Below are 22,949 nucleotides of genomic sequence, written 5' to 3'. Positions count from 1 at the left end.
AATATTAGTTAGTTCTATTTTCTATGATCTGTACTAATTGCAACTCCTAATTGAATTCTATTAAAGTTACCAGCTTCGTTTACATGTATTAGTTGATACCCTGCCTGAAGTTTTACAATGTCAGATATTTTATATTTAAAACCTGCGCCAAACCAGTTTTGATTATAGGCCTCTCCCTCAAAATCTAAAAAGGTTTCATTATATAGGTATGTCGACCATTTTTTATCGATAGGATGCCCCAAGGCTAGTTGATATCGAAAGAAATTGCCGGTGGTCGATTCAAAAAAACGTTGTTCACCTCTAAAGCGATGCGCTAAGTTTACACTAGCTATTTTATGATTTACATTTAGGTCTTCATAAATACGGTGTTCGTTGAAGTCACCCGCATCAACATTAAAAGTTCGATCAGTATTTAAGAAAGCATATCCTACAGTCGCACTTAGGGTTTTATTAAATTTATAATTACCACCTAAACGTCCAATAAATTGTTGCATGTCATCTCCAACTTCAAAGAAGCGGAAATGTGCCATGGTTTTTAGGCTAAACTTATCGGTAATTTGATGAGATCCGTTATACATATACCATACACCTAATTCTTTTGTCGGGTCTGGAGCTGCTGATTGTTGAGCGAAATTGTTTATTGAAAATAAAATGATAATTAATAAAGATAATTTTCGCATAATGATTTAAGTGCTTCCTTGTGATAGTAAAACCCTTACATAAATATGTAAGAAACCTTGAGTTATACTCACAAAAATAAAAAGATTATAATAAATTGAATAATTTAATTAGTTTTGGTTTTAACTAAAAAACTATGGATAGATTATCGGTAAAAGAAATTAGAAAAGAGGGGTTAAAGTTTCTAAACTTCGAAAAAGGAATTGCTTATACTTTTATAATGTTGTTACGAAAACCGTATGTAGCAATACAAATATATTTATTTAAAAATAGAAGGTTTTTAAATAATCCTATTCAATACTTGTTATTTAGTGTGGCAGGATATTCATTGTTTATAAATTATCATAAAGGGTTTAGAGCTTTTTTTTCAGAAAGTAGTACACAAAATAAACAAATGATTAATAGTTTAGAGGAGCAGTTAAATGTAACTTTTTATGAAGAGTTTGTAAAAGCACAAAACTTTTATTTGTCATCAATGAATATGGTATATCTGTTTTCTATCCCTGCAATAGCATTGATAACTTATTGGTTCTTTAAACCTAAATATAATTATGCAGAAAATTTAGCAATTCATTGTTATATGTACGGTACAGCTAATTGGATAAGTTTAATAATTGTTCTTTTAACTTTGTTTTTGAATATTTCAGGTAGTTTTATGCCTGTTTTAGTATTGTTAATCTATTTAGTGATAGTTTATTTAATAAAGAGAGTATATAGAGTTAAATGGCTAGCTGCATTAGGTACTCAATTATTACTATTGCTTATATTTATAATAATTGGACAACTTTATTTATATGGTTTACTAGTTTATTTTATATGGGCAAAGTAAAAATGAACAACCCTCAATAAGAATTATCGAGGGCTGCTTAATTAAAAGGTATAATCAAAAAATTATAACTCATCGTTTTGAATAGGTTCTTCTTTCTTTAAATAGGTGTCTAAAAACTGTAAAATTCTACTATTAGCTTCTATTTGATTTTCTTTTTTAACAAAACCATGTCCTTCATCATCAAACAGTACATATTCTACAGGAACCCCATTTTTCTTAACTCCAGCTACAATTTCATCAGATTCTACTTGTAAAACTCTTGGGTCTTTGGCCCCTTGTAACACCATTAAAGGTTTTGTTACTTTATCGGTATGGAATAAAGGAGAAATTCTTTTCAACCTTACCGAGTCTGCAGAGTGCGGATCTCCTAGTTCTTTGTATAAAGCTTCTCTAAAAGATTCCCACCAAGACGGGATACTTTTTAAGGTACGCATCCAGTTCGTAACTCCGTAAATGTTTACTCCAACAGCAAATTCTTCTGGAGTATATGTCAAAGCAGCCATCGTCATATAACCACCATAAGACCCTCCGATAATACCTATTTTTTCAGCATCAATTTCAGGTTGTTTTGCCAACCAATTTTTCCCTTCTACACAATCTTGCAAATCTTTTTCTCCATGGTTTAAATCATCCATAGTAAAAAAGGTTTTGCCATAACCACTACTTCCACGGTTGTTTACAGCTAAAACAGCGTATCCATGGTTTACTAAATATTGAATTCTTGAACTGAAATTTTGACGTGATTGTCCTCCAGGACCTCCATGAACCCAAACTAAAGCAGGAACTTTAGTATCTTCTGAAGCTTGATGAGGTGCATAGTAAATTGCAGGAATAGTTACTCCATCAAAAGATGGGTAACGAATTACTTTCGCTTTTACTAAATCAGCAGGGTTGATTTCTTTATTTAACACATCGGTTAGTTGCGTTTGCTTTTTAGTTTTTAAGTCGTATACATATAAGTTTGAAGGAGTATTAGAGCCACCAGCATAAAAACGCATCATACTTTCGTCTCTAGAAAAACCAACACTAGTGATGCTTTTTCCATCAACATTAGGAAGTTCTATGTTTTTACCAGCTTTAACATCGTAAACTTCAATTACGTTTTTAGCATCTTCATTAATATATGTCACTCTGTAGGTGCCATTGTTTGTAAAGTAGCTTCCTGAAATATCCCAATCTTTGGCTAGTACTTTTTCTGTTTCGTTGGTACTAATAGTATATTTCATTAAGGTAGCGAATTCACCTTCAGCATCAGTTGTATAGTAGAACTCGGTATCATCAGTAGAAAAATCAGCAGCAGAATTACCACTCAATGTTAGGTTAATTTTGGTGATTACTTTGGTGGTTCTATCAAACAAAAACAAATCACTATCGTTGGTATTAACCGTTTTGCTTAGGGCTAGTATGTTTTTATTATTTGATATAGCCGAAACGTTATAGCCTTCTTTATTTTCATAAATCATTTTTGGAGTAAACGTTTCAAGCTCCATTTCATAGAGATCCATAAAACGATTGTCTCTTTTGTTTGAAGTAAAAAAGAAACTCTTTTCATCTTTAGCCCAACCAAAAAAGCTTGCTCTAGCGCCTTGGGTAGGCGTTAAATTTTTAATGTTACCATTGAGCTCTCTTAAAAAGAGATGATAAATTTCATCTCCATTATTGTCCATTCTAAATAACATTCTTTCATCCTTTGGAAAATAAGATGTAGCAAAAACAGAAGAACTATCTGATTTAGTAATAGGTTCAAATTCTCCTCCTGAGGTTGAAACGGTGTACATGTTATAAATTCCAGAACGATTGCTAGTTACAAGTAGCTTAGAGTTGTCAGGAGAAAAACTTCCACCAAAAACGTTTTCGTTATCCATCATTTGCTCGATAGAATATTTTTTGAGGGCTGTACTGGTTTTAACAGATTCTTTTTTATCCGTTTTACAAGCAATTACCGAAAAGGCAATGGCAAGTAGTAAGAAATGTTTTTTCATAAATGTATGTTTGGGTTATTAATTTTCGTTTTCAACAAAGCTTTTTTATTCTAAGCTAAATTGTTTGGTTTCTTTAAAAGGGGATAAATCTATTTTTTCAACTTCAATCTTATATTCTTTCCAATCTTTATCAAAGAAAGCATTGGTTTTTTCTAGTGCAGATTTTAGCGCTTCTTTAAATTGAATAATTAATTGTTTTTCTGTAGAAGTTTGTTCACCAAATCTGCTATTCACATATCCACTAGCAGTTCCTAAACGTTGAACAATATTTGCTTCAGGGTTTCGGGTAATTCCTTGCCTTGTATCTACTTTTCCTAAATAGATGGCTAAAAGGGTATCAATTTTCGTAACAATATCTTTGGAGTTTTTAATTGACTCTTTATAAAGTTGTTTGTCTTTTTTAGATAGCTTTTGGTTGAAACTATTGGCAATATTTTTACTCTCAACTAACTGTTTTACTGCATTAGTGATGGTTTTTTGTTGAGCCTCTAAATCTTTGGCTGTTGCATATTTTTGATCGATTGCATTTTGAGAAATATGAAGTCTAGGGTCAAACTTTACAGTAATGTTTTGTTCGGATGTTTGATTACCAAACGTCGCTTTTATGCTGTAAGTACCAGGTTTTACTCGAACACCTCTAGGTTCTCTTTTTTGTTTTCTGATAGTTCTAGAAGGTCTGGCAACTCCTTTTTCACTCATAAACCAAACACCTTTATGAATACCATTTTCTTCAGGAGTTTTTCTTTTAAGAGTTCTGATAAGTCTGTTACCATCAAAAACTTCAAATTTGATAGAGTCCCATTTCACAGTATTCTCATCCTCTTTTTTTAGTGGTTTCTTATTTTTTTCATCAGACTTTTTTACTGGTTTTGGTTTATTCACATAAAACTGAACCAAAGCACCACGACCTCTATTCGTTCCACTAAACATAGCATCAGCACCAAATCGGCTACCAGTGGGTTGTTGATATGCTGCTTGATATGCTGTTGGTGGTGTGAATAACTCAATATTTTTGGTAAGAATATTTTTGTTTTTAGCGATTGCTCTTAAGGGACGAATATCATCTAATACCCATGCTGCTCTACCAAAAGTACCAATCACTAAATCGTGTTCTCTTGGGTGTATTACTAAATCTTTTACAGGAACAGTAGGGAAGCCCTCAGTCCACTTAGTCCATTTTTTTCCTGCGTTTAAAGAAATATATAAACCATCGTCAGTTCCTAAGAAAAGTAAATTTGGTTCAATTGGGTCTTCAATAATACACTGTGTAAAGCTTTTTACATCATTTTCATCAACAATACGTTCCCAAGTTGTTCCGTAATCTTTTGTTCTGTAAGCATAAGGTTTATAGTTAAAACGACGATAATCGTTAGCAACTAGTAAAGCTTCTCCTTTATTTTTGTTAGATGCTTTTATTTGCGTAATCCAACTATTTTCAGGTAAACCTTTCAAGTTTTTGGCAACATTTGTCCAAGTAGCCCCTCCATTTTTAGTAATATGTACTTGTCCATCATCAGTAGCAGCCCACAACATATCTTTTTCAATAGGAGAGGGTTCAATTACTAAAACAGTACAGTGGTTTTCTGCACCAGTAGCATCCATAGTTAATCCACCACTTTCTGATTGTTTGAGTTTATTAGGATTGTTGGTGGTTAAGTCTGGAGAAATTACCTTCCACGTTAACCCTTTATCGGTTGATTTGTGTACAAACTGGCTTCCAAAATATAGTGTAGAATTATCAAAAGGATCAATATTAATAGCAGCATTCCAATTGAAGCGTAGTTTCATGTTGGCATCCGGATGTGTTGGACGAACGGTATAGTTATTACCTGTTTTGTAATCGTAACGAGATACATAACCTTGTTGACTCATAGACCAGCCATAACGCGAATCGTCTTTATCAGGAATAACATCAAAACCATCTCCAAAACTAATCTCTTGCCAATAAGAATTTCGTATTCCTTGGTCTTTCCATACATAAGCAGGTCCGCGCCAAGAGCCATTGTCTTGCATACCGCCATACACATTGTAAGGAAACTCATTATCTACATTAATATGATAAAATTGTGCAACAGGTAAATTCCCAATAAAACGCCAAGTTTTACCTCCATCTTTGGTAACATTCATTCCTCCATCATTTCCATCAATCATGAATTTTCCGTTTTTAGGATGAATCCACCAAGCGTGATGATCTGGGTGAATACCATTATCAACACCATAAGCAGGCATAAGTTGTTTAAAACGCTTTCCTCCGTCAATAGAAACATTTACATAGGTAAAAACTGTGTATAATTTGTGTTCGTTTTGAGGATCTACATAAATTTCTGAATAGTAAAAAGGTCGATTTCCAATGCCTTTTTTATCATTAATCTTTTTCCAAGAAAAACCACCATCTTCACTTTTATATAAAGCGTTTTTCTTTGCTTCAACAAGAGCATATACAGTATTTGGGTTCGAAGGAGCGATTGCTACGCCAATTCTACCTAGTTCACCTTTAGGGAAGCCTTCTTTTTCGGTAATTTTCTTCCAGTTATCGCCACCGTCGTGAGTAATGTATAAACCACTCCCTTCACCTCCAGATTTAAAAAACCAAGGGTCACGTTTGTGTTCCCACATAGCGGCTATTAGTTTATTAGGATTGGATGGATCCATAATTAAATCAGCAGCACCTGTTTTATTATTATTGAATAAAATTTGTTTCCAAGTTTTACCACCGTCGGTAGTTTTATATACACCACGTTCTTTATGTTCTCCCCAAGGAGATCCGATAGCGCCTACGTATACAACATCCGGATTGTTTGGGTGTATCACCACACGGTGTATGTGACGTGTTTTTTCTAATCCCATGGACTTCCATGACCTACCACCATCAAGAGATTTAAAAATTCCATAGCCACCATTTAAACTATTACGAGGATTTCCTTCACCAGTTCCTGCCCAAATTACACTAGGATTGGATTGTTGTATGGCTAAAGCACCAATAGAAGCAGTTACTTCTTTATCAAAAATAGGTTCCCATTTAATACCTCCTGAGGTAGACTTCCAAATACCTCCAGAAGCTGTCCCAACAAACATAATATCAGGGTTGGATTCAACAACGTCAATGGCTGTGACACGTCCACTCATTCCACCAGGACCAATGTTTCTCAGTTTCATGTTTTTGACTAAATCCATTGAGAATTCTTGAGAAAAAGCTGCACAAGAGAAGGTTATAAATAGCAGATAAAAAAGGTTTTTCATAAGAGTTAGTTGCTTGTAATTTAAGTTTGTACAATGTACAAAATAGAAAACGCCCAATAAAATTGGACGTTTTTTTTAACAAGTTCTTAAGATTTGTTATTCTTCTTCTTTCTTTTTTGGCTCTCTTTTGGCTTCTTTAAGGGCTTGCATAAGCATCCACTCAATCTGTCCATTGGTAGATCTAAACTCATCAGAAGCCCATTTTTCAATGGCTTTTAACATATCTTCATTAATGCGGAGTGCAAAAGCTTTCTTTTTTGCCATGTTGTGTTTTATAATAGTGTTTTTTTGAAACGCAAAAAATGGTTGCAAAAATACAATTTCAAAATTCTTTTAATTTACAGTAAAGAGATCATAAAAATTAAGATATATACTATAATGGTGGTGATTACTTGTGTCACGTTAATTTATTTTGCGTTGATAGTTTTCTAATACATGTTTAGCTTCTTGTTCTTTTTGGGTACCTATCAATAGTTTTTTACCGTTTTTAAGTTCCAGTTGTATGCCAATAGTTCCTGAAATGTTAATAGCAGTTCCTTTTTTTCTATTCCAAAGTAAACCGCTTTTGAATCCCCATCCACCATATTCACCAATGGGGTCGTAGGTTCTGATATATGCTTTATTAATATCGGACCAAGCTATTTTTTTAAATGACAAGTGAAAAGGAAAAAATTGATAGTGAATTCCGTATTCATCAATTCGTGTGGTTAGTTTAAAGATAAAGATACAAGTAAAAGAAGCAGTAATTCCAAGAAGAACAAGTATAAACTCAGTAGAATTCATTGTTGAGTTTTGTTGTGTATATTCTTTAACGATAAGTGTAACAGGTACAATTAGGCATAATGCTAATAACACTAACAGCCATAGTTGAGTAAATCGTTGTTCTTCTTTAAAAACGTTCATCTTATCGGTTTTTATCTCTTTCTAATATAAGCTCAATATTACCGTCACTAACTTGGTAGCTGCTAGCTACTCGCCAACCTTGTTTAGCATAGTTGTTAATTTCATCTTCAAATTTTTGCCTTCCATTAGACCAACTGAACTTTCTATGTATAATTTTATATTCTTTCATTTTATTTGCTTTTATTGGTGTCCATAGTCAATCCAATAGCTGCTCCAATCGCTATTCCTGTTGAAATACCAATAGCAATATTGTTTAAAGCAACTCCTAATGCTGAACCTATAGCTACACCTACAGTAGTTCCTAAAATAATTTTATGTTCTTTATTCTTTTTTTTCATAGTCTAATGATTTAAAGTTCCTGCATTTACTACTGGAGAAGCTTCTTTATCTCCACATAAAATAACCAATAAATTGCTAACCATGGCAGCTTTGCGTTCTTCATCTAAATCAACAATTTCTTTTTTGCTTAATTCTTCTAAAGCCATATCAACCATGTCAACTGCACCTTGTACAATTTTATGACGAGCAGCAACGATGGCTGTAGCTTGTTGACGCTTTAACATGGCACTTGCAATTTCTTGTGCATAGGCTAAATAACCAATTCGTGCTTCTAAAACCTCAATACCAGCAATAGCTAATCGTTCTTCTAACTCTTTTTCTAAAGCTTCACTTACTTCGTTTACACTAGAACGTAGTGTAATATCTTCTTCGTGTCCCTCATCTGCGAAATTATCATACGGATACATACTAGCTAGTTTTCGTACAGCAGCATCTGTTTGTACACGAACAAAATTCTCATAATTATCAACATCAAAAGCAGCCTTGTAGGTTTCGGTAACTCTCCAAACCAAAATGGTGCTTATCATTACTGGGTTTCCTAGTTTGTCATTAACCTTTAAACGCTCACTGTCAAAATTACTAGCCCTTAACGAAACGGTTTTCTTTTTATATAATGGATTAGCCCAGTATAAACCATTTTGTTTTACCGTACCTACATATTTTCCAAAGAATAATAGAACTTTTGAAGAATTAGGGTTTACCAAAATGAAACCTAATGCTAAAATAAATGCTAATACAGACATTAATATAAATATTGGGTTTTCGCTTTTTACTGCCAAAGCGATTCCGCCAATAAAAAGAATAAGTACAATAAAAAACATTAGGTACCCATTTGCTGGTTTGATAATTTTTTCTGCTTTCATGTTTGTTTTAGTTAAAGTGATATTAAAATGATATCATAAAGATATAAATTAAAATTTGTTAAATCCAAATTTTTGATGATTATATTTTATAATTTAGCTTCCGATTATAATTTAAACCATTCATGAAGACAAAATTTTTAATAGTATTAGTTGCATTGTTAGTGAGTATTTCATCAATAGCTAACAACAAAGATGTATGGGGGCCAACAGGTCACAGAGCTACTGGAAAAATTGCAGAAAAACACTTGACTAAGAAGGCTAGAAAGAAAATTGAAAAATTACTACAAGGTGAAAGCTTAGCATTTGTATCTACTTATGCAGATGAAATAAAATCTGATAGAAAGAAATATGGGAAGTTTTATACTTGGCATTATGTAAACATGCCATTAGATGCTCGTTATGAAGATACCGAAAAAAATCCGAAAGGAGATATGATTACTGGTATAGAGCACTGTGTAAAAGTGTTAAAAGATGAAAATAGTTCAATTGAAGACAAACGTTTTTACTTAAAGATGTTGGTGCATTTAGTGGGAGATTTACATCAACCCATGCATGTTGGACAAAAAGAAGATTTAGGAGGTAATAAAATTCAGGTTCAATGGCATGGAAAAGGTTCTAATTTACACAGAGTTTGGGATGAAGATTTAATTAATAAGTGGGATATGAGTTATGTTGAATTAGCTAATAATGCTAGAGACTTATCTAAAGAACAAATCAAAGTAATTCAAAAAGGAACTGTTGTAGATTGGTTACATGATACACACAAAATTACTAAAGAGGTCTACAAATCTGCTGAAGTAGGAGAAAACTTACGTTATCGTTATTCGTATGTATACTTTCCTGTAGTGAGAGAACAGTTGCAAAAAGGAGGTTTGCGTTTAGCCAAATTATTAAATGAAATTTTTAGTTAGTACAACAAAATATAGTCATAAAATAAAGAGCTCGAAAAATATATTTTCCGAGCTTTTTTCTTGTTAATATTTAGTTAATTCTATCTTTTTAATATGATAAACAGTTAATTTTGAGAGAAATCGTTTTAAAATGCATAGAAGCAAATTCTTACTCATACTTATAGTAACCGCTTTTTTTAGTGGAACAACCACCAAAGCTCAGGTTAAGAACACAACTAAGAACAGTAAAATAACTACGTTAAATTACGAAGAATTAAAGCCATTTTTACATAAGAATAATGATACAACGTATGTCGTTAATTTTTGGGCTACCTGGTGTATGCCTTGTGTAAAAGAGTTGCCAGCTTTTGAAAAACTTCATAAAAAATATAAAAGTAAAAATGTAGAGGTTGTTTTGGTAAGTCTAGATTTTTCTAAGCAAATAGAAACGAACTTAATACCATTTATCAAAAAGAAAAAGCTACAAGCTAAAATACTTCATTTTGAAGATTCAAATGAGCAATTTTGGATACCAGATATAGCAGAGAACTGGTCAGGTTCAATACCAGCAACCTTAATTTACAACAGGCAAAAGAGAAAGTTTTATGAACAAACGTTTAGCTATGAAGAGTTGCAAAACGAATTACAAACCTTTTTAAACTAAATAATTATGAAGACATTTAAAATAATACTGATGTTATTAGTGGTTGCATCTATTTCTGCATTTACTAGTAATAACTCCGGAGGTTATAAAGTAGGAGATGTAGCAGCAGACTTTGCATTAAAAAATATAAATGGTAAAATGGTTTCCTTAGCAGATTATAAAGAAGCAAAAGGATTTATTGTTGTATTTACATGCAATATGTGCCCGTATTCTGTAGCCAATGAAGATAGATTAATCGCTCTAGATAACAAGTATAAAAAGAAAGGATTCCCAGTCATTGCTATCAATCCGAACGATCCTGAAGTATCAAAGGGGGACAGTTATGAAGCAATGAAAATACGTGCCAAAGAAAAAGGATTTACATTTCCTTATTTGTTTGACGAAGGTCAGAAAGTGTATCCTATGTATGGAGCAACTAAAACACCTCATGTATATGTTTTAAATAAAGAGAATAATAAATTAATTGTAGAATATATTGGTGCTATAGATGATAGTTCGCGTAATGAAGCAAATGTAAAAGAACGTTTTGTTGAAAATGCTGTAGATGCTTTGTTAAAAGGAGAAAAGCCAACAAAAACAGATACAAGAGCAATTGGCTGTTCCATCAAAGATAAAAGAAGTTGGTAATTAAATAAATAAAGATGAAAAAAGATAAATCCCGCGGGTAATGCGGGATTTTGCTTATTGCCTAATTTTATAATCAAACGCAAAATGAAACTAAGAAAATAATGAAGAAATTATTACTATCACTACTGTTTGTTAGTGCAACAGTAACCGCTCAAACTATCGATTTGAATTATTACTTGCCAAAAGATGTTTCTTATAACCAAAATATTCCCACTCCAGAGTCTGTTTTAGGGCATGAAGTAGGTGAGTGGCATGTAACACACGATAAGTTGGTAGAATATATGAAAGCACTAGCCAAAGCTTCTGATAGAGTGAGGTTTGAAAACAGAGGGAGAACTTATGAAGGAAGACCGTTGGTGTTGCTAACAATTACGTCCTCTAAAAACCATCAAAATTTAGAAGCGATACGAGAAAAGCATATCAAAGCAACAAACGATGCTTCTATAGATGTTTCTAATAGCCCTATTGTGGTGTATCAAGGTTTTTCTATTCATGGAAATGAAGCAAGTGGTTCAAATGCAGCGTTAGCAGCTGCTTATTATTTAGCAGCAGGAGAAGGGCAGAAAATAGAAGAATTACTAAATAATTCGATAATACTTTTTGACCCAGCAATGAACCCAGATGGTTTACAACGTTTTGCTTATTGGGCAAATATAAATAAGGCAAATAATATCAATCCTGATCCGAATGATAGAGAATATCACGAAGTTTGGCCAGGAGGAAGAACCAATCATTATTGGTTTGATATGAATCGCGATTGGTTGCCAGTTCAATTACCTGAGAGTAGAGCAAGAATTCAAACTTTTCACAAGTGGTTACCGAATATTTTAACCGATCATCATGAAATGGGAACCAATTCTACCTTCTTTTTCCAACCAGGAATTCCGAGTAGGACAAATCCGTTAACTCCAAAAATGAATCAAGAGTTAACGAAAGAAATAGCTACGTATCATGCAAAAGCATTTGATAAAATTGGCTCAACCTATTACTCAGAAGAAAGTTTTGATGATTTTTACTATGGAAAAGGATCGACTTTTCCAGATATTAATGGAGGAATCGGAATTTTGTTTGAACAAGGAAGTTCACGCGGTCATGCGCAAGAAAGTGAAAACGGAGTTTTAACGTTTCCATTTACCATTCGAAATCAGTTTACAGCAGCATTGTCAACCTTGGAAGCTGCTAAAAATATGCGAACTAAAATCTTACAATATCAACAAGATTTTTATAAAAATTCAAGAAGCTCAGAAACGAAAAAAGCAATAGTGTTTGGCGATGAAAAAGATGCTGCAAAGACAAATCATTTAGCTGAGGTTTTACAACGCCATCAAATAAAACTCCATGAGTTAAAAGAAGATTTTACATCGAATGGTAAACGCTTCAAAAAAGGGTATAGCTATGTAGTACCTATGAACCAAAAAAATCATCGATTGGTAAAAGCAATGTTTGATGTACGAACAACCTTTAAAGATAGCTTGTTTTACGATGTATCTGCTTGGACATTCAATTATGCGTTTGGAGTTGATTTTGCGGATAATGTTTCGTTGTCGAAAGCAGGAGCTGAGGTGACTCAATTACCAGTAAAACAAGGAACAATTCAACAAAAAAGTAGTGTGGGGTATTTATTTTCTTGGAATGAGTACAACACTCCTAAAGCGTTAAATACGATTTTAGAAAAAGGATTACGAGCGAAAGTAGCGATGAAAAAGTTTACAAACGATGGCAATTCATACGACTATGGAACCATTTTTATTCCAGCTCAAAATCAAGAGTTAAACGGAAAAGAGTTATTCGATTTTTTAAGTACAATAGCGAATGAAAATCATCTTGAAATTAATGGAGTAGCTACAGGGTTGAACGAAGGAATTGATTTAGGAAGTAGAAATTTTGAAGCGGTTAAAAAACAAAAAGTAGCGATGCTAGTAGGTAACGGAATTACAAGTTACGATGCAGGAGAAATTTGGCATTTGTTGGATCAGCGTTACGATATGAAACTAACAAAGTTAGATACCGATTATGCTACGAGAGTAAACCTTGATAAATATACGACGATTATTGTTCCGAATAGTCGCTCAATTGATAAGAATTTAGTAGAAAAACTAAAAGTATGGGTGCGTAATGGAGGAGTGTTAGTAGGATATAGAAATGCAATAAACTGGTTATCAAACAAAGGATTTATTAATGTAAAGTTTAATAAAACTAAAATTGACTCTATAAACAATGTGTCATTTGAAAACCGTTCGTTACAATCGGGAGCGCAAGTAATTGGAGGAGCTATTTTTGAAGCAAGGGTTGATCGCTCACATCCAATTAATTTTGGTTACAAAAATGATAAAATCGCATTATTTAGAAATACCAAGCAATTCATTCAACCCGATGCAAAGAGTTATAATAACCCAATTCAGTATACAAGTAATCCGTTATTAAGTGGTTATATATCTAAAGAAAATTTAAAAGAGTTAAAAAGCACCGTTCCGTTTAAAGCCGGACGCTTGGGGAATGGAAGAATAATTGTTTTTACAGACAATACAAACTTTAGAGGTTTTTGGCTAGGAACCAATAAATTGCTCATGAATGCAATTTTCTTTGGGAAGTTGATGTAGAAAGACTTTAAAAGAGGTAAAAAACTACCTAGCTTTGTACAAAGCTAGGTAGTTTTTTTACTATTATTTTTTAGTAAAGTAAAGAAAAATGAGATTTTACTTGTTGACTTACACCATTTTCATCAATAAAAAATAATACAAACCAATAATCATTTGTAGGAAGCCTTTTTCCATTATATATACCATTCCAACCGTCGCTTTCTTTAGTTAAAATAGTAAGAGGTTTACCATATCTATCGAATATTTGAACTGTAGGACTGTTAAGTTCTTTTACCCCAATAATATGCCAAATATCATTAATGTTATCGTCATTGGGGGTAAAAAACCTAGGATAATCTATTATTGTTTTACTAATATTTACTTCCCCACAACCATTTTCATCTAAAACGTAAAATGTATTATTTCCTGGGGGAACGTTTTCAAAAACGGGACTCTCTTGATATGCACCATCATTCAGACGGTATATATATTTACCTAAACCATTAGCGTGTACGGTTACAATATGATTGTCTGCAAACAATTTAGAGTTTAAAACTAATTTTAGGGCGTCTGGTTCCCCTGAAGGAATTATTTTAGCTGTATCAGTACTTGAACACCCTGTAGCTATTGATGTTACTTTGACTTTATATGTACCGGCTTGATTAGCAGTTATCGTAGGTGTTGTTAAACTTAAAGGAACACCGTCTAATAACCATTCAAAAGTATATTCACTACTATTGAGGTTTGTTGCTATTTCAGGGAGTGCATAATTTGTATCGGTTCTTTTACATAAGTAAGTATCATCTATATTAAAATCAGCGGGAATATTAATTGTTATTGGAAATTCTTCTACGTTATAACAACCAGAGTCGTTATAAGTTACTTTGACAAATAGAGAGTAGGTTCCTACTCCTGTTGTTGTGTAGTTTTCTTTATTTAATTTTATGCTATTCGTGGCATTTTCTAATGATGTGTGATAAGTTACAGTGTACTCATCACTATTTAATGAGCCTAAAGCAATATGGTCAAATTGATCAAGTTTAATATTGGTAATAAAATCAAAATCGTTATCACAAAAATATTGATCAGGAATACTTGTTACATGAAAAGGAGTAGTTCCTTTTAAGGTGATAATTTTATCTGAGGAATTTGAGCAAGCTATTGAGGGATATACAAAATTGAAGTCAGAATAGGTCGCATTTACTAAATTGTCGATTATAATTTTTCCATCATTACTAGAAGTTAGTGTAATTTCAATGACATTAATTCCGTCTTTTTGATAATTAATAGTAATATCTTCATTAGGAGGTAGTTCTGAAATAATAACCTCTCCATTGTCACCTTCACAATTAGTAGGAGCATTACTATCAAGAGTAGGAACAGCAGGTTGAGGAGGAGTTAAAGAGTGTGCTTTATTAAATTCTTTAACACAACTTTTATAGGTTATTTTGAAATCGGCATAAGTTCCTTCTTCCAACCCAGATATATTTATGTCTCCTAAACTATCGGTTGTATATTTTACCTCAGGAACTGGAAGTCCATTTTTAGTATAGCTAATAGTATACTCTTCATAGGCTGATAGTTGAGATAAGGTAATTATACCATCGTTACCTCCACAACTAGTAAGAGGGCTTATATGAAAAGTAGGACTTGGAAGAGACGGGGGAGCAAGCTTGTAAATAGAGTTTAGCTCTGTAGCACAGCCTTTATACTTTATTTTAAAGTTAGAGTATTCTCCTTCCTCAAGGTTAAGAAGTTTGATGTCTCCAGCACTATCAGTTGTATAATTTTTCTCGGGAATAAGAACACCATTTTTCATATAACTGATTAGGTACTCTTCTTCTTTGTCTAAACCAGATAATAAAATAGAACCATCTTTGGCATCACAGCCAGTTGGATTTGAAGTACTAATATTGACAATTAAAGGAACAAAAGTTTCATCTATTTCTTTTAAAATATAATAGTAAACAAAGGTTTTAGTTTCTTTGGGTAATATGTTTCCTAAATTAAATGAAATAGACATTGCTTCATCGGCTAAAGTAGTTGCACCTACTGTATTGATTACTCCAATTCCATTCCATATCTGACTAGCACTTCTGTTGCTAAATCCTCCAAAACTTACTTTAGCTCTTTGATCGTTAGCATAAAAACTAACAGCTGATCCATCCTGATCATTGATGTCTCCTACAGGATTTTGAGTAGCCTTTACTATAGAAATGTTATTAGTAGGACTAGGTTGGCTAACAATTTCTAAATTTGTAGAAAAATCAGTTGTTAGAGTAACATTGTTATCGGGGTCAACGTTGTTCATAAAATAAACATCATTTTTAACAACATTACTTGTATTAGTGATTGAGGTAATCATTTGAATAAAAAGACCGTTTTCCGTTACGCTAAATAACCTTTTAATTTGTAAGTCATCTACAGTTCCTTGCCATGTAATTTGTGCAAGATTATCAAAACAATCAGATTCTATTTTTTCACTGCTTAGAATCTCTCCATCTATTCCCTCAACAAAATCTACATTATTATTACTAAAGTTTATGCCATTAATTTCTATAACAAAACCTTCTTCAGCTGCACCGGGGGTAAAAAAATCACCATCATAATCTACCCAATCGTCTTTTTGAGGGTTTGCTATGAATCCAAATAAAAAATTAGATGTTTCTCTATTGTCATGAAATGTAGCAGGCTTATTACTCGTGTTGGCTCCAAAAACCCCTTTGCTGTTTATTCCTATTTCAACATAGTTTCCTTTTATCCATCCTTCACCTTCTTTTAAGTGTGCTTCTAGTTGAGCAAAAGTTTTAAGGGAAATAAAAAGCAAAAAGAAATAACTTAAAGAGAGTAGTTTTTTTTTCATAAGGCTTTTTTTTTGACAAAGATAATTTTTTATGGAGAATATAAAAACTAATAAGGATTAGTAATTGTAACAAAATTCAAATAAACTCGTCTTTTAAGTATATTAACAAAAAAGTACTATGAGTTTATTAAGAGTTTTATTAGCAATTTTCTTTCCTCCATTAGCGGTGATAGGTAAAGGTTGTGGGTCTATTTTAATAGTGTTTTTACTAACACTTTGTGGGTGGGTTCCAGGAGTAATTGCTGCACTAATCATATTAAACAATCCGAATTAAACAAGGTGTAATTTGATAATTTGAAAATGAATTAATTAAATAAAAGCCATTTTGATTTTATCAAAATGGCTTTTTTATTTCTTTTCAGCTCTTTAAGGTTTTTATTCAAGAACTTCTGCTATAATTTTTCCAGAACAACCGTTAGGGAATTCTATTTGTAATAAATTAGAAATGGTTGGAGCAATATCTACAATTTCGTATTTCTTTTTAGAAGCTCCTTGTTTAATTCCGTTTCCGTAGAAAATCATCGGAATATGAGTGTCATATGAGTATCCAGAACCATGAGTAGTTCCTTTTCTTGAACTACTAGCAATAGTTGACGGATTGGGGATTAAAATCACATCACCTGAAAATTTTTGATTGTAACCATTTTGTAATACATGTAAAATTCCGTTGGTAAAGGTAGTCGTTTGCATCGTTCTTGCAGTTACCGATTTATAAATTTTAGCATGGTTGACAGCTTCATCCGCTATGGTTTGTGCTACGTTTTCATAGTTAAGGTTTAATTCACTAATCTTATCTTTATTCAAGAAAACTTGGAAGTTAGAAACGTTTTCAATGATTTCGTCAGATTTAAAATGCTTTAAGGTAATCTCATTTAAAAAGTTTTTGAAAGCCACTGGCTTAACATAACCAGCTGGGATTTTTAAAGATTCTAAGTAAGATGGAACTTGAACAGCAGCATGATCAGCGGTTAAAAATAAGGTGTAGTTATTTTTTCCAACCTGGGTGTCTAAAAACTTAAATAACTCTGCTAAATCTTGATCTAAGCGTAAATAAGTATCTTCAATTTCTTTGGAAGCAACTCCAAACTGATGTCCAACATAATCAGTTGAAGAATAGCTAACTGCTAAAAAGTCAGTATACTCAGATTTTCCTAAGCTTTCGCCAATAATAGCCGCTTTGACAAAGTCAGTAGTTATAGAATTACCAGCAGGAATCCCTTTTATTATACTGTAATTATTATTGCTTTTTCTTAGAGTAGGGATGTCGTGAGGAAAAACTGGCTTTTCCTCCCCTTTGAAAGTTACTTCAAAGTTATTATCATCATCAATACTTTGAGTATACGTACTAATATCATATAAAGTTTCCCATGGTTTACTTAAATATTCGTCAGCTTTTCCAGAAGCATTAAACTCTTGTACCCAAGTAGGCAATTCATTCAAGTAAAAAGAAGAAGAAATCCATTGTCCTTTATCACCACCGTCAAACCAATAAGCAGCATTAGCAGTATGTCCTGCAGGTAAAATAGCAGAACGATCTTTTATGGCAATACCCATAGTTTTACCATTCATGTTTTGAGCCAGTTTTAACTGGTCGGTAACGGTAGTCGTTAACATTCTATAAGGAGATTTTTTTCCTCCTTCACCGTCATTACCAACAGTATTGTAGTTGTCATCATCAACACAGTAAATAGTTTTCTTTAAATATTTATCGTACCAATGATTGCTAATAATACCGTGGTTAGTTGGTGTGGTTCCAGTGTATATAGAAGTATGCCCTACAGCGGTGTAGGTAGGTATATAATTATAGTGTGCATTTTCTAAAGAGTACCCTTCTCTAAGTAGACGTTTAAAGCCATCGTTTCCATACCTATTAGCAAAACGAGTAAGGTAATCGTAACGCATTTGGTCGATAACAACACCAACGACAAGTTTTGGTTTCTGAGTATTTGTTTTTTTATTAACAGAGCAGCTCGTTAAACATATTATAGCTGCTAAAAAAGCTATTTTTCTCATTTTGTTTTTTGAAAATTAAAACTCAAAGGTACACAAAAAGCAAGCTAAAACTTGTAAATAAGGCGATGAGTTAATGGTTTTTTAATATTTTAGCAAAAAAGAAAATATATTTCATTTAATGAATTACATTGAGCATATAGGTAAATACTTTTCAATGCTAAAACAGGTTTTTTCAAGACCACAAAGAGCAAGAGTATTTCGGGAAGCTTTGTTTAGAGAGATAGATGAGTTAGGGCATAAGTCGATAGGAATTATAGCTTTTATATCGTTTTTTATTGGAGGGGTAATCGCCTTACAAACTGCATTGAACTTGGAAAGTCCGTTTATACCGAAATCGTTGATTGGTTTTGCGGCAAAACGATCTGTAATTTTAGAATTTGCACCTACGTTTTGTTCAATCATTTTAGCAGGTAAAGTAGGCTCGTATATTACTTCTAGTATTGGAACTATGCGTGTTACAGAGCAAATAGATGCCCTAGAAGTAATGGGGATTAACTCACTAAATTATTTGGTGTTGCCTAAAATTATAGCCACTGTTTTCTTTTATCCTTTTTTAATAATCTTAGGGATGTTTTTAGGAATTTTTGGAGGATGGGTAGCAGGAGTTTTATCGGGGCTGTTTTCTGGAGCAGATTATATTGCAGGAGTTCAATTAGATTTTGACCCGTTTCTTATAACCTATGCATTGATTAAAACAGTGGTGTTTGCTTTTTTAATTGCTACAGTGCCTTCCTACCATGGATATTATGTAAAAGGAGGTTCATTAGAAGTAGGTAAAGCAAGTACACAATCTGTAGTGTGGACTACAGTACTCATAGTTATCGCAAATTATTTCTTAACTCAAATGTTATTAACCTAATGATAGAAGTAAACAATTTACATAAAGGATTTAATGGTGTTGAGATTTTAAAAGGAATAACAACTTCATTTAAACCAGGAGAAACAAGTTTAATTATTGGTCAGAGTGGTTCAGGGAAAACAGTATTTTTAAAGTCATTAATCGGTTTGCATATACCAGAGCAAGGAACTATTGTTTATGATGGACGGGTAAATGTTGATATGACCATAGAAGACAAACGCCAATTTCGTCAAGAATTAGGAATGGTATTCCAAGGAAGTGCTTTGTTCGATTCGCAAACAGTAGAAGAAAATGTAATGTTTCCTTTAAAGATGTTTACCAAACAACCTGAAAGTGAAATGTTAGATAGAGTAAACTTTGTGTTGAACCGTGTAAATTTAGAGAACTCTAATAAAAAGTTTCCAGCAGAACTATCAGGAGGGATGCAAAAACGCGTAGCAATTGCACGTGCGATTGTAATGAACCCTAAATATTTATTTTGTGATGAACCAAATTCAGGATTAGATCCGCAAACATCAATTGTTATAGATAACTTAATTCAAGAAATTACCGATGAGTATCAAATAACGACTGTGATTAATACACACGACATGAATTCGGTGATGGAAATAGGAGATAAAATTGTTTTTCTAAAAAATGGGGTAAAAGCATGGGAAGGATCACACAAAGAAATCTTCAAAACAGATAACGATGCAGTGGTAGATTTCGTGTATTCATCTAACTTATTCAAAAAAGTTAGAAAAGCATACTTAAATGATGTTTAGGTAACTTTCTGTTAATTAATGAGTAACAAAAAACACGGATTTTTTTTTAAAATAAACTCAAAAAAAAGTTTGTGGAAACAATAAAAGCTTCTATATTTGCACCCGCAAACGCAGAAAAGCAAAAGCAAATAATGACCGGGTAGCTCAGTTGGTAGAGCATCTCCCTTTTAAGGAGAGGGTCCTGGGTTCGAGCCCCAGCCCGGTCACTAGTAAAGCTTCTCTAATTTACTGAGAAGCTTTTTTTAAAAGCTTTGGGGAGATTCCAGAGCGGCCAAATGGGACGGACTGTAACTCCGTTGTCTTACGACTTCGCAGGTTCGAATCCTGCTCTCCCCACAAAAACTCAATCATATCGATTGGGTTTTTTTGTTTGTCTAATTATATTGTTTAATATTTTATGTTTTTTGTTAAACAAAATATGTATTTTTGTTTGGTCTTAAAATAATATGATATGAGAAAAGTGTTGATACTCTTAGTATTACTGCAATCTTTTGTTGGGGTATCTCAAAATAGTGGGGGAATATCAGGAAAGCTTATTGATTCTAAAACAAGAGAAGTACTTCCTTTCGTAAATGTTTTAGTCTATGGAACAGAAATAGGAGCAGTTTCAAATGAAAAAGGAGAGTTTGTTTTGAATAATGTTCCTTTGGGGTATAATAAAATACAGGCTTCGTTTGTAGGCTATAAAACGTTAATTTCTGATGAGTATTTAGTTACTAAAGATAATTCGCCATATATAACCTTAGAGTTGATTGAAGATGCAACACAGCTAAAAGAAGTTCAAATACAAGCGCCATTATTTAAAGAGTCTGTAACGAGTCCTTTATCGCTTCAAAGTTTGGGGGTAGCAGAAATAGAAAAGAACCCTGGAGGGAATAGAGATGTACTAAAAGTAATTCAGTCTTTTCCAGGAGTAGCCTCTAATCCTGGATTTAGAAATGATATCATTATTAGAGGTGGAGCAACCTCTGAAAATAAATTTTATTTAGATGGAATTGAAGTACCAGTAATTAATCACTTTCAAACACAGGGAGCTACAGGAGGTCCTGTGGGAATTATGAATGCGGATTTAATTCGTAAAGTTGATTTTTATTCAAGTGCATTTCCTGCCAATAGAGGCAACTCGTTAAGTTCTGTTATAGAGTTTACTCAAAAAAGAGGAAACCCAAATTCACTAAACACAAGAGCAACTATTGGCACTTCAGATGCAGGAATAACCTTAGATGGTCCATTAGGAAAGAATACAACTTTTATGTTTTCTGCACGTCAATCGTATTTACAGTTTTTATTTAAGTTGATAAAACTACCTTTTTTACCAACCTATAGTGATTTTCAAGTAAATGTTAAATCGCAATTATCAAAAAATAGTGAATTATCAATAGTTGCTTTGGGAGCTATTGATGATTTTGAAATAAATAAAGAGGTAAACGATGGTGAAACAGATTTAGAAACGATAAAGAGAAATAAAGTTATTTTAAATGCTGTTCCCGTAAACAGTCAATGGAATTATACAGTAGGAGCCAGTTATAAGTATTTTGCACCAAACTCAACACATTTAGTTGTGCTTAGTCGAAATGAGTGGAAAAACAAGGCGATAAAATATTTTTTAAATGAAGAAATACCAGCAAACTTATTGTTAGATTATTCATCAAAAGAAATAGAGAATAAGTTACGATATGAACACAGTTTTAAAAGTGGCAATAAGATTGATTTTAATCTAGGTTTTAATCTGGAAACTGCAAGATATACGAATAATAATTATCAGAAAAATGCTAATTCAGATGGAGTAATTATCTACGATTTTAATTCAGCAATTAATTTTGTTAAATATGGAGTTTTCGGACAAGTGTCAAAAAGATATTTAGATGAAAAGTTAGGAGTTTCTTTTGGAGTTAGAATGGACGGAATTGACTACAATTCAGAAATGAAAAATCCGTTCAATCAATTTTCACCGAGGTTATCGTTGAGCTATGATTTGTCTGAAAAATGGACGGTGAGTTCTTCAGTTGGTCGGTATTATCAATTACCATCTTATACGGTGTTAGGATATAAAAATAATGTAGGGGAGTTTGAGAATAAAAAAGGATTGAAGTATATACAATCAGATCATTTTGTAAGCGGATTGAGTTATAAGCCTGATACAGGTTCAAAAATAACTTTTGAAGGGTTTTACAAAGGATATAAAAACTATCCTTTTTCGCTAAGAAATCAAATAAGCTTAGCAAACCTAGGTGCTGATTTTGGTATTATAGGAAACGAAGCAGTGAGTTCAACATCTGAAGGTCGAGCGTATGGATTTGAGTTATTGGCACAGAAAAAATCGTATAGTGGATTGTACGGAATTGCATCGTATACTTTTGTAAGAAGTGAATTTAAAGATGCACAAGGAGCCTATATTCCTTCCACTTGGGATAATAAGCACTTGCTAACAATTACAGCAGGAAAAAAACTAAATAAAAATTGGGAGATAGGTACGAAATTTCGATTAGTTGGAGGAAAGCCTTATACACCTTACGATTTAGAGGCCTCTTCTTTAAAAGACAACTACGATGTGCAAAACGGAGGAATTTTAGATTACTCCAAACTCAATTCGAAACGATTGGATACATATACACAGTTAGATATACGTATCGATAAAACATGGTTCTTAAAAAAAGCCGCTATTAATTTGTATTTTGATATTCAAAATATATATGCTAGTAGCGCTAAACAACAACCATTTTTACTACCTATTGAAGACGAAAACGGAAGAATAACCGATCCTAATGATGCTTCTAGGTATTTGTTAGAAGAAATAGCAAGTACAACAGGACGAGCTTTACCTCGTATAGGAGTTATCGTTGATTTTTAACAGTT

Annotated in this window: 19 protein-coding genes and 2 tRNA genes; 11 read left to right on the top strand and 10 right to left on the bottom strand. The window is 32.8% G+C overall.

The features are described 5' to 3' along the window. Positions 1 to 14 precede the first annotated feature (14 nt). Positions 15 to 680 carry a DUF2490 domain-containing protein gene (locus ACN0WY_RS06220; protein ID WP_417799847.1) on the bottom strand — a complete coding sequence of 222 codons (666 nt, stop codon included), beginning with the start codon at positions 678 to 680 and terminating at the stop codon, positions 15 to 17. Positions 681 to 814: 134 nt separating this feature from the next. On the opposite strand from ACN0WY_RS06220, the gene ACN0WY_RS06215 reads away from it, so the two are divergent. After that, positions 815 to 1,507, top strand: coding sequence for a hypothetical protein (locus ACN0WY_RS06215; protein ID WP_417799846.1), 693 nt, complete (start codon positions 815 to 817; stop codon positions 1,505 to 1,507). 62 nt (positions 1,508 to 1,569) lie between these two features. On the opposite strand, the gene ACN0WY_RS06210 is transcribed toward ACN0WY_RS06215, so the two are convergent. From ACN0WY_RS06210 to ACN0WY_RS06180, 7 genes are all read right to left on the bottom strand, one after another. Continuing rightward, a complete protein-coding gene (locus ACN0WY_RS06210) occupies positions 1,570 to 3,489 on the bottom strand; it encodes a S9 family peptidase (protein WP_417799845.1) in 1,920 nt (639 codons plus the stop codon). A 45-nt stretch (positions 3,490 to 3,534) separates the two neighbouring features. Continuing rightward, entirely contained in the window at positions 3,535 to 6,729 is a 3,195-nt protein-coding gene (locus tag ACN0WY_RS06205; RefSeq protein WP_417799844.1) for a WD40/YVTN/BNR-like repeat-containing protein, read from the bottom strand. A 96-nt stretch (positions 6,730 to 6,825) separates the two neighbouring features. Beyond that, positions 6,826 to 6,993: an Arc family DNA-binding protein gene (locus ACN0WY_RS06200; protein WP_081728321.1), complete on the bottom strand. Its 168-nt coding sequence runs from the start codon at positions 6,991 to 6,993 to the stop codon at positions 6,826 to 6,828. A 138-nt stretch (positions 6,994 to 7,131) separates the two neighbouring features. Continuing rightward, positions 7,132 to 7,632 (bottom strand): hypothetical protein, encoded by a 501-nt coding sequence (locus ACN0WY_RS06195; RefSeq protein ID WP_417799843.1) that lies wholly within the window; start codon positions 7,630 to 7,632, stop codon positions 7,132 to 7,134. Position 7,633: 1 nt separating this feature from the next. Beyond that, entirely contained in the window at positions 7,634 to 7,801 is a 168-nt protein-coding gene (locus ACN0WY_RS06190) for a DUF4177 domain-containing protein (RefSeq protein WP_330488608.1), read from the bottom strand. Position 7,802: 1 nt separating this feature from the next. Further along, on the bottom strand, positions 7,803 to 7,970 hold the full coding sequence (locus ACN0WY_RS06185) for a hypothetical protein (RefSeq protein ID WP_417799842.1): 168 nt from the start codon (positions 7,968 to 7,970) through the stop codon (positions 7,803 to 7,805). A gap of 3 nt (positions 7,971 to 7,973) precedes the next feature. Next, positions 7,974 to 8,834: an SPFH domain-containing protein gene (locus ACN0WY_RS06180; protein WP_417799841.1), complete on the bottom strand. Its 861-nt coding sequence runs from the start codon at positions 8,832 to 8,834 to the stop codon at positions 7,974 to 7,976. Between the two features lie 122 nt (positions 8,835 to 8,956). On the opposite strand from ACN0WY_RS06180, the gene ACN0WY_RS06175 reads away from it, so the two are divergent. The 4 genes from ACN0WY_RS06175 (at position 8,957) to ACN0WY_RS06160 (ending at position 13,615) form a co-directional block, all read left to right on the top strand. After that, positions 8,957 to 9,745, top strand: a complete 789-nt coding sequence (locus tag ACN0WY_RS06175; RefSeq protein WP_330488605.1) for a S1/P1 nuclease — start codon at positions 8,957 to 8,959, stop codon at positions 9,743 to 9,745. A gap of 130 nt (positions 9,746 to 9,875) precedes the next feature. Further along, complete coding sequence (locus ACN0WY_RS06170) at positions 9,876 to 10,388, top strand: TlpA family protein disulfide reductase (protein ID WP_417799840.1); 513 nt, start codon at positions 9,876 to 9,878, stop codon at positions 10,386 to 10,388. Positions 10,389 to 10,394: 6 nt separating this feature from the next. Next, a complete protein-coding gene (locus ACN0WY_RS06165; RefSeq protein ID WP_417799839.1) occupies positions 10,395 to 11,015 on the top strand; it encodes a thioredoxin family protein in 621 nt (206 codons plus the stop codon). A 101-nt stretch (positions 11,016 to 11,116) separates the two neighbouring features. After that, entirely contained in the window at positions 11,117 to 13,615 is a 2,499-nt protein-coding gene (locus ACN0WY_RS06160; RefSeq protein WP_417799838.1) for a M14 family metallopeptidase, read from the top strand. A 70-nt stretch (positions 13,616 to 13,685) separates the two neighbouring features. Here the strand turns inward: ACN0WY_RS06160 and ACN0WY_RS06155 are convergent, their stop codons facing one another. After that, positions 13,686 to 16,457, bottom strand: coding sequence for a T9SS type B sorting domain-containing protein (locus ACN0WY_RS06155; RefSeq protein ID WP_417799837.1), 2,772 nt, complete (start codon positions 16,455 to 16,457; stop codon positions 13,686 to 13,688). A 118-nt stretch (positions 16,458 to 16,575) separates the two neighbouring features. Here ACN0WY_RS06155 and ACN0WY_RS06150 point away from each other — a divergent pair, with 118 nt between their 5' ends. Continuing rightward, a complete protein-coding gene (locus ACN0WY_RS06150; protein ID WP_081728322.1) occupies positions 16,576 to 16,731 on the top strand; it encodes a YqaE/Pmp3 family membrane protein in 156 nt (51 codons plus the stop codon). Between the two features lie 101 nt (positions 16,732 to 16,832). Here ACN0WY_RS06150 and pafA read toward each other — a convergent pair whose 3' ends face one another. Beyond that, entirely contained in the window at positions 16,833 to 18,470 is a 1,638-nt protein-coding gene (gene pafA / locus ACN0WY_RS06145; RefSeq protein WP_417799836.1) for an alkaline phosphatase PafA, read from the bottom strand. 118 nt (positions 18,471 to 18,588) lie between these two features. On the opposite strand from pafA, the gene ACN0WY_RS06140 reads away from it, so the two are divergent. From ACN0WY_RS06140 to ACN0WY_RS06120, 5 genes are all read left to right on the top strand, one after another. Beyond that, positions 18,589 to 19,329: an ABC transporter permease gene (locus tag ACN0WY_RS06140; protein ID WP_330488599.1), complete on the top strand. Its 741-nt coding sequence runs from the start codon at positions 18,589 to 18,591 to the stop codon at positions 19,327 to 19,329. Further along, positions 19,329 to 20,093, top strand: a complete 765-nt coding sequence (locus ACN0WY_RS06135; RefSeq protein WP_330488598.1) for an ABC transporter ATP-binding protein — start codon at positions 19,329 to 19,331, stop codon at positions 20,091 to 20,093. The genes ACN0WY_RS06140 and ACN0WY_RS06135 overlap by 1 nt, the downstream gene beginning before the upstream one ends. 133 nt (positions 20,094 to 20,226) lie before the next feature. Beyond that, positions 20,227 to 20,299 (top strand) — tRNA-Lys (locus ACN0WY_RS06130). 47 nt (positions 20,300 to 20,346) lie between these two features. Then, positions 20,347 to 20,429, top strand: a tRNA-Tyr gene (locus tag ACN0WY_RS06125). Positions 20,430 to 20,544: 115 nt separating this feature from the next. After that, positions 20,545 to 22,944: a TonB-dependent receptor gene (locus ACN0WY_RS06120; protein WP_417799835.1), complete on the top strand. Its 2,400-nt coding sequence runs from the start codon at positions 20,545 to 20,547 to the stop codon at positions 22,942 to 22,944. Positions 22,945 to 22,949 lie beyond the last annotated feature (5 nt).

This window comes from Tenacibaculum sp. (assembly GCF_048269885.1).
Classification (GTDB): domain Bacteria; phylum Bacteroidota; class Bacteroidia; order Flavobacteriales; family Flavobacteriaceae; genus Polaribacter.
Note: the sequence above shows the minus strand (reverse complement) of the source record. Positions and strands in the feature narration are given on the sequence as shown.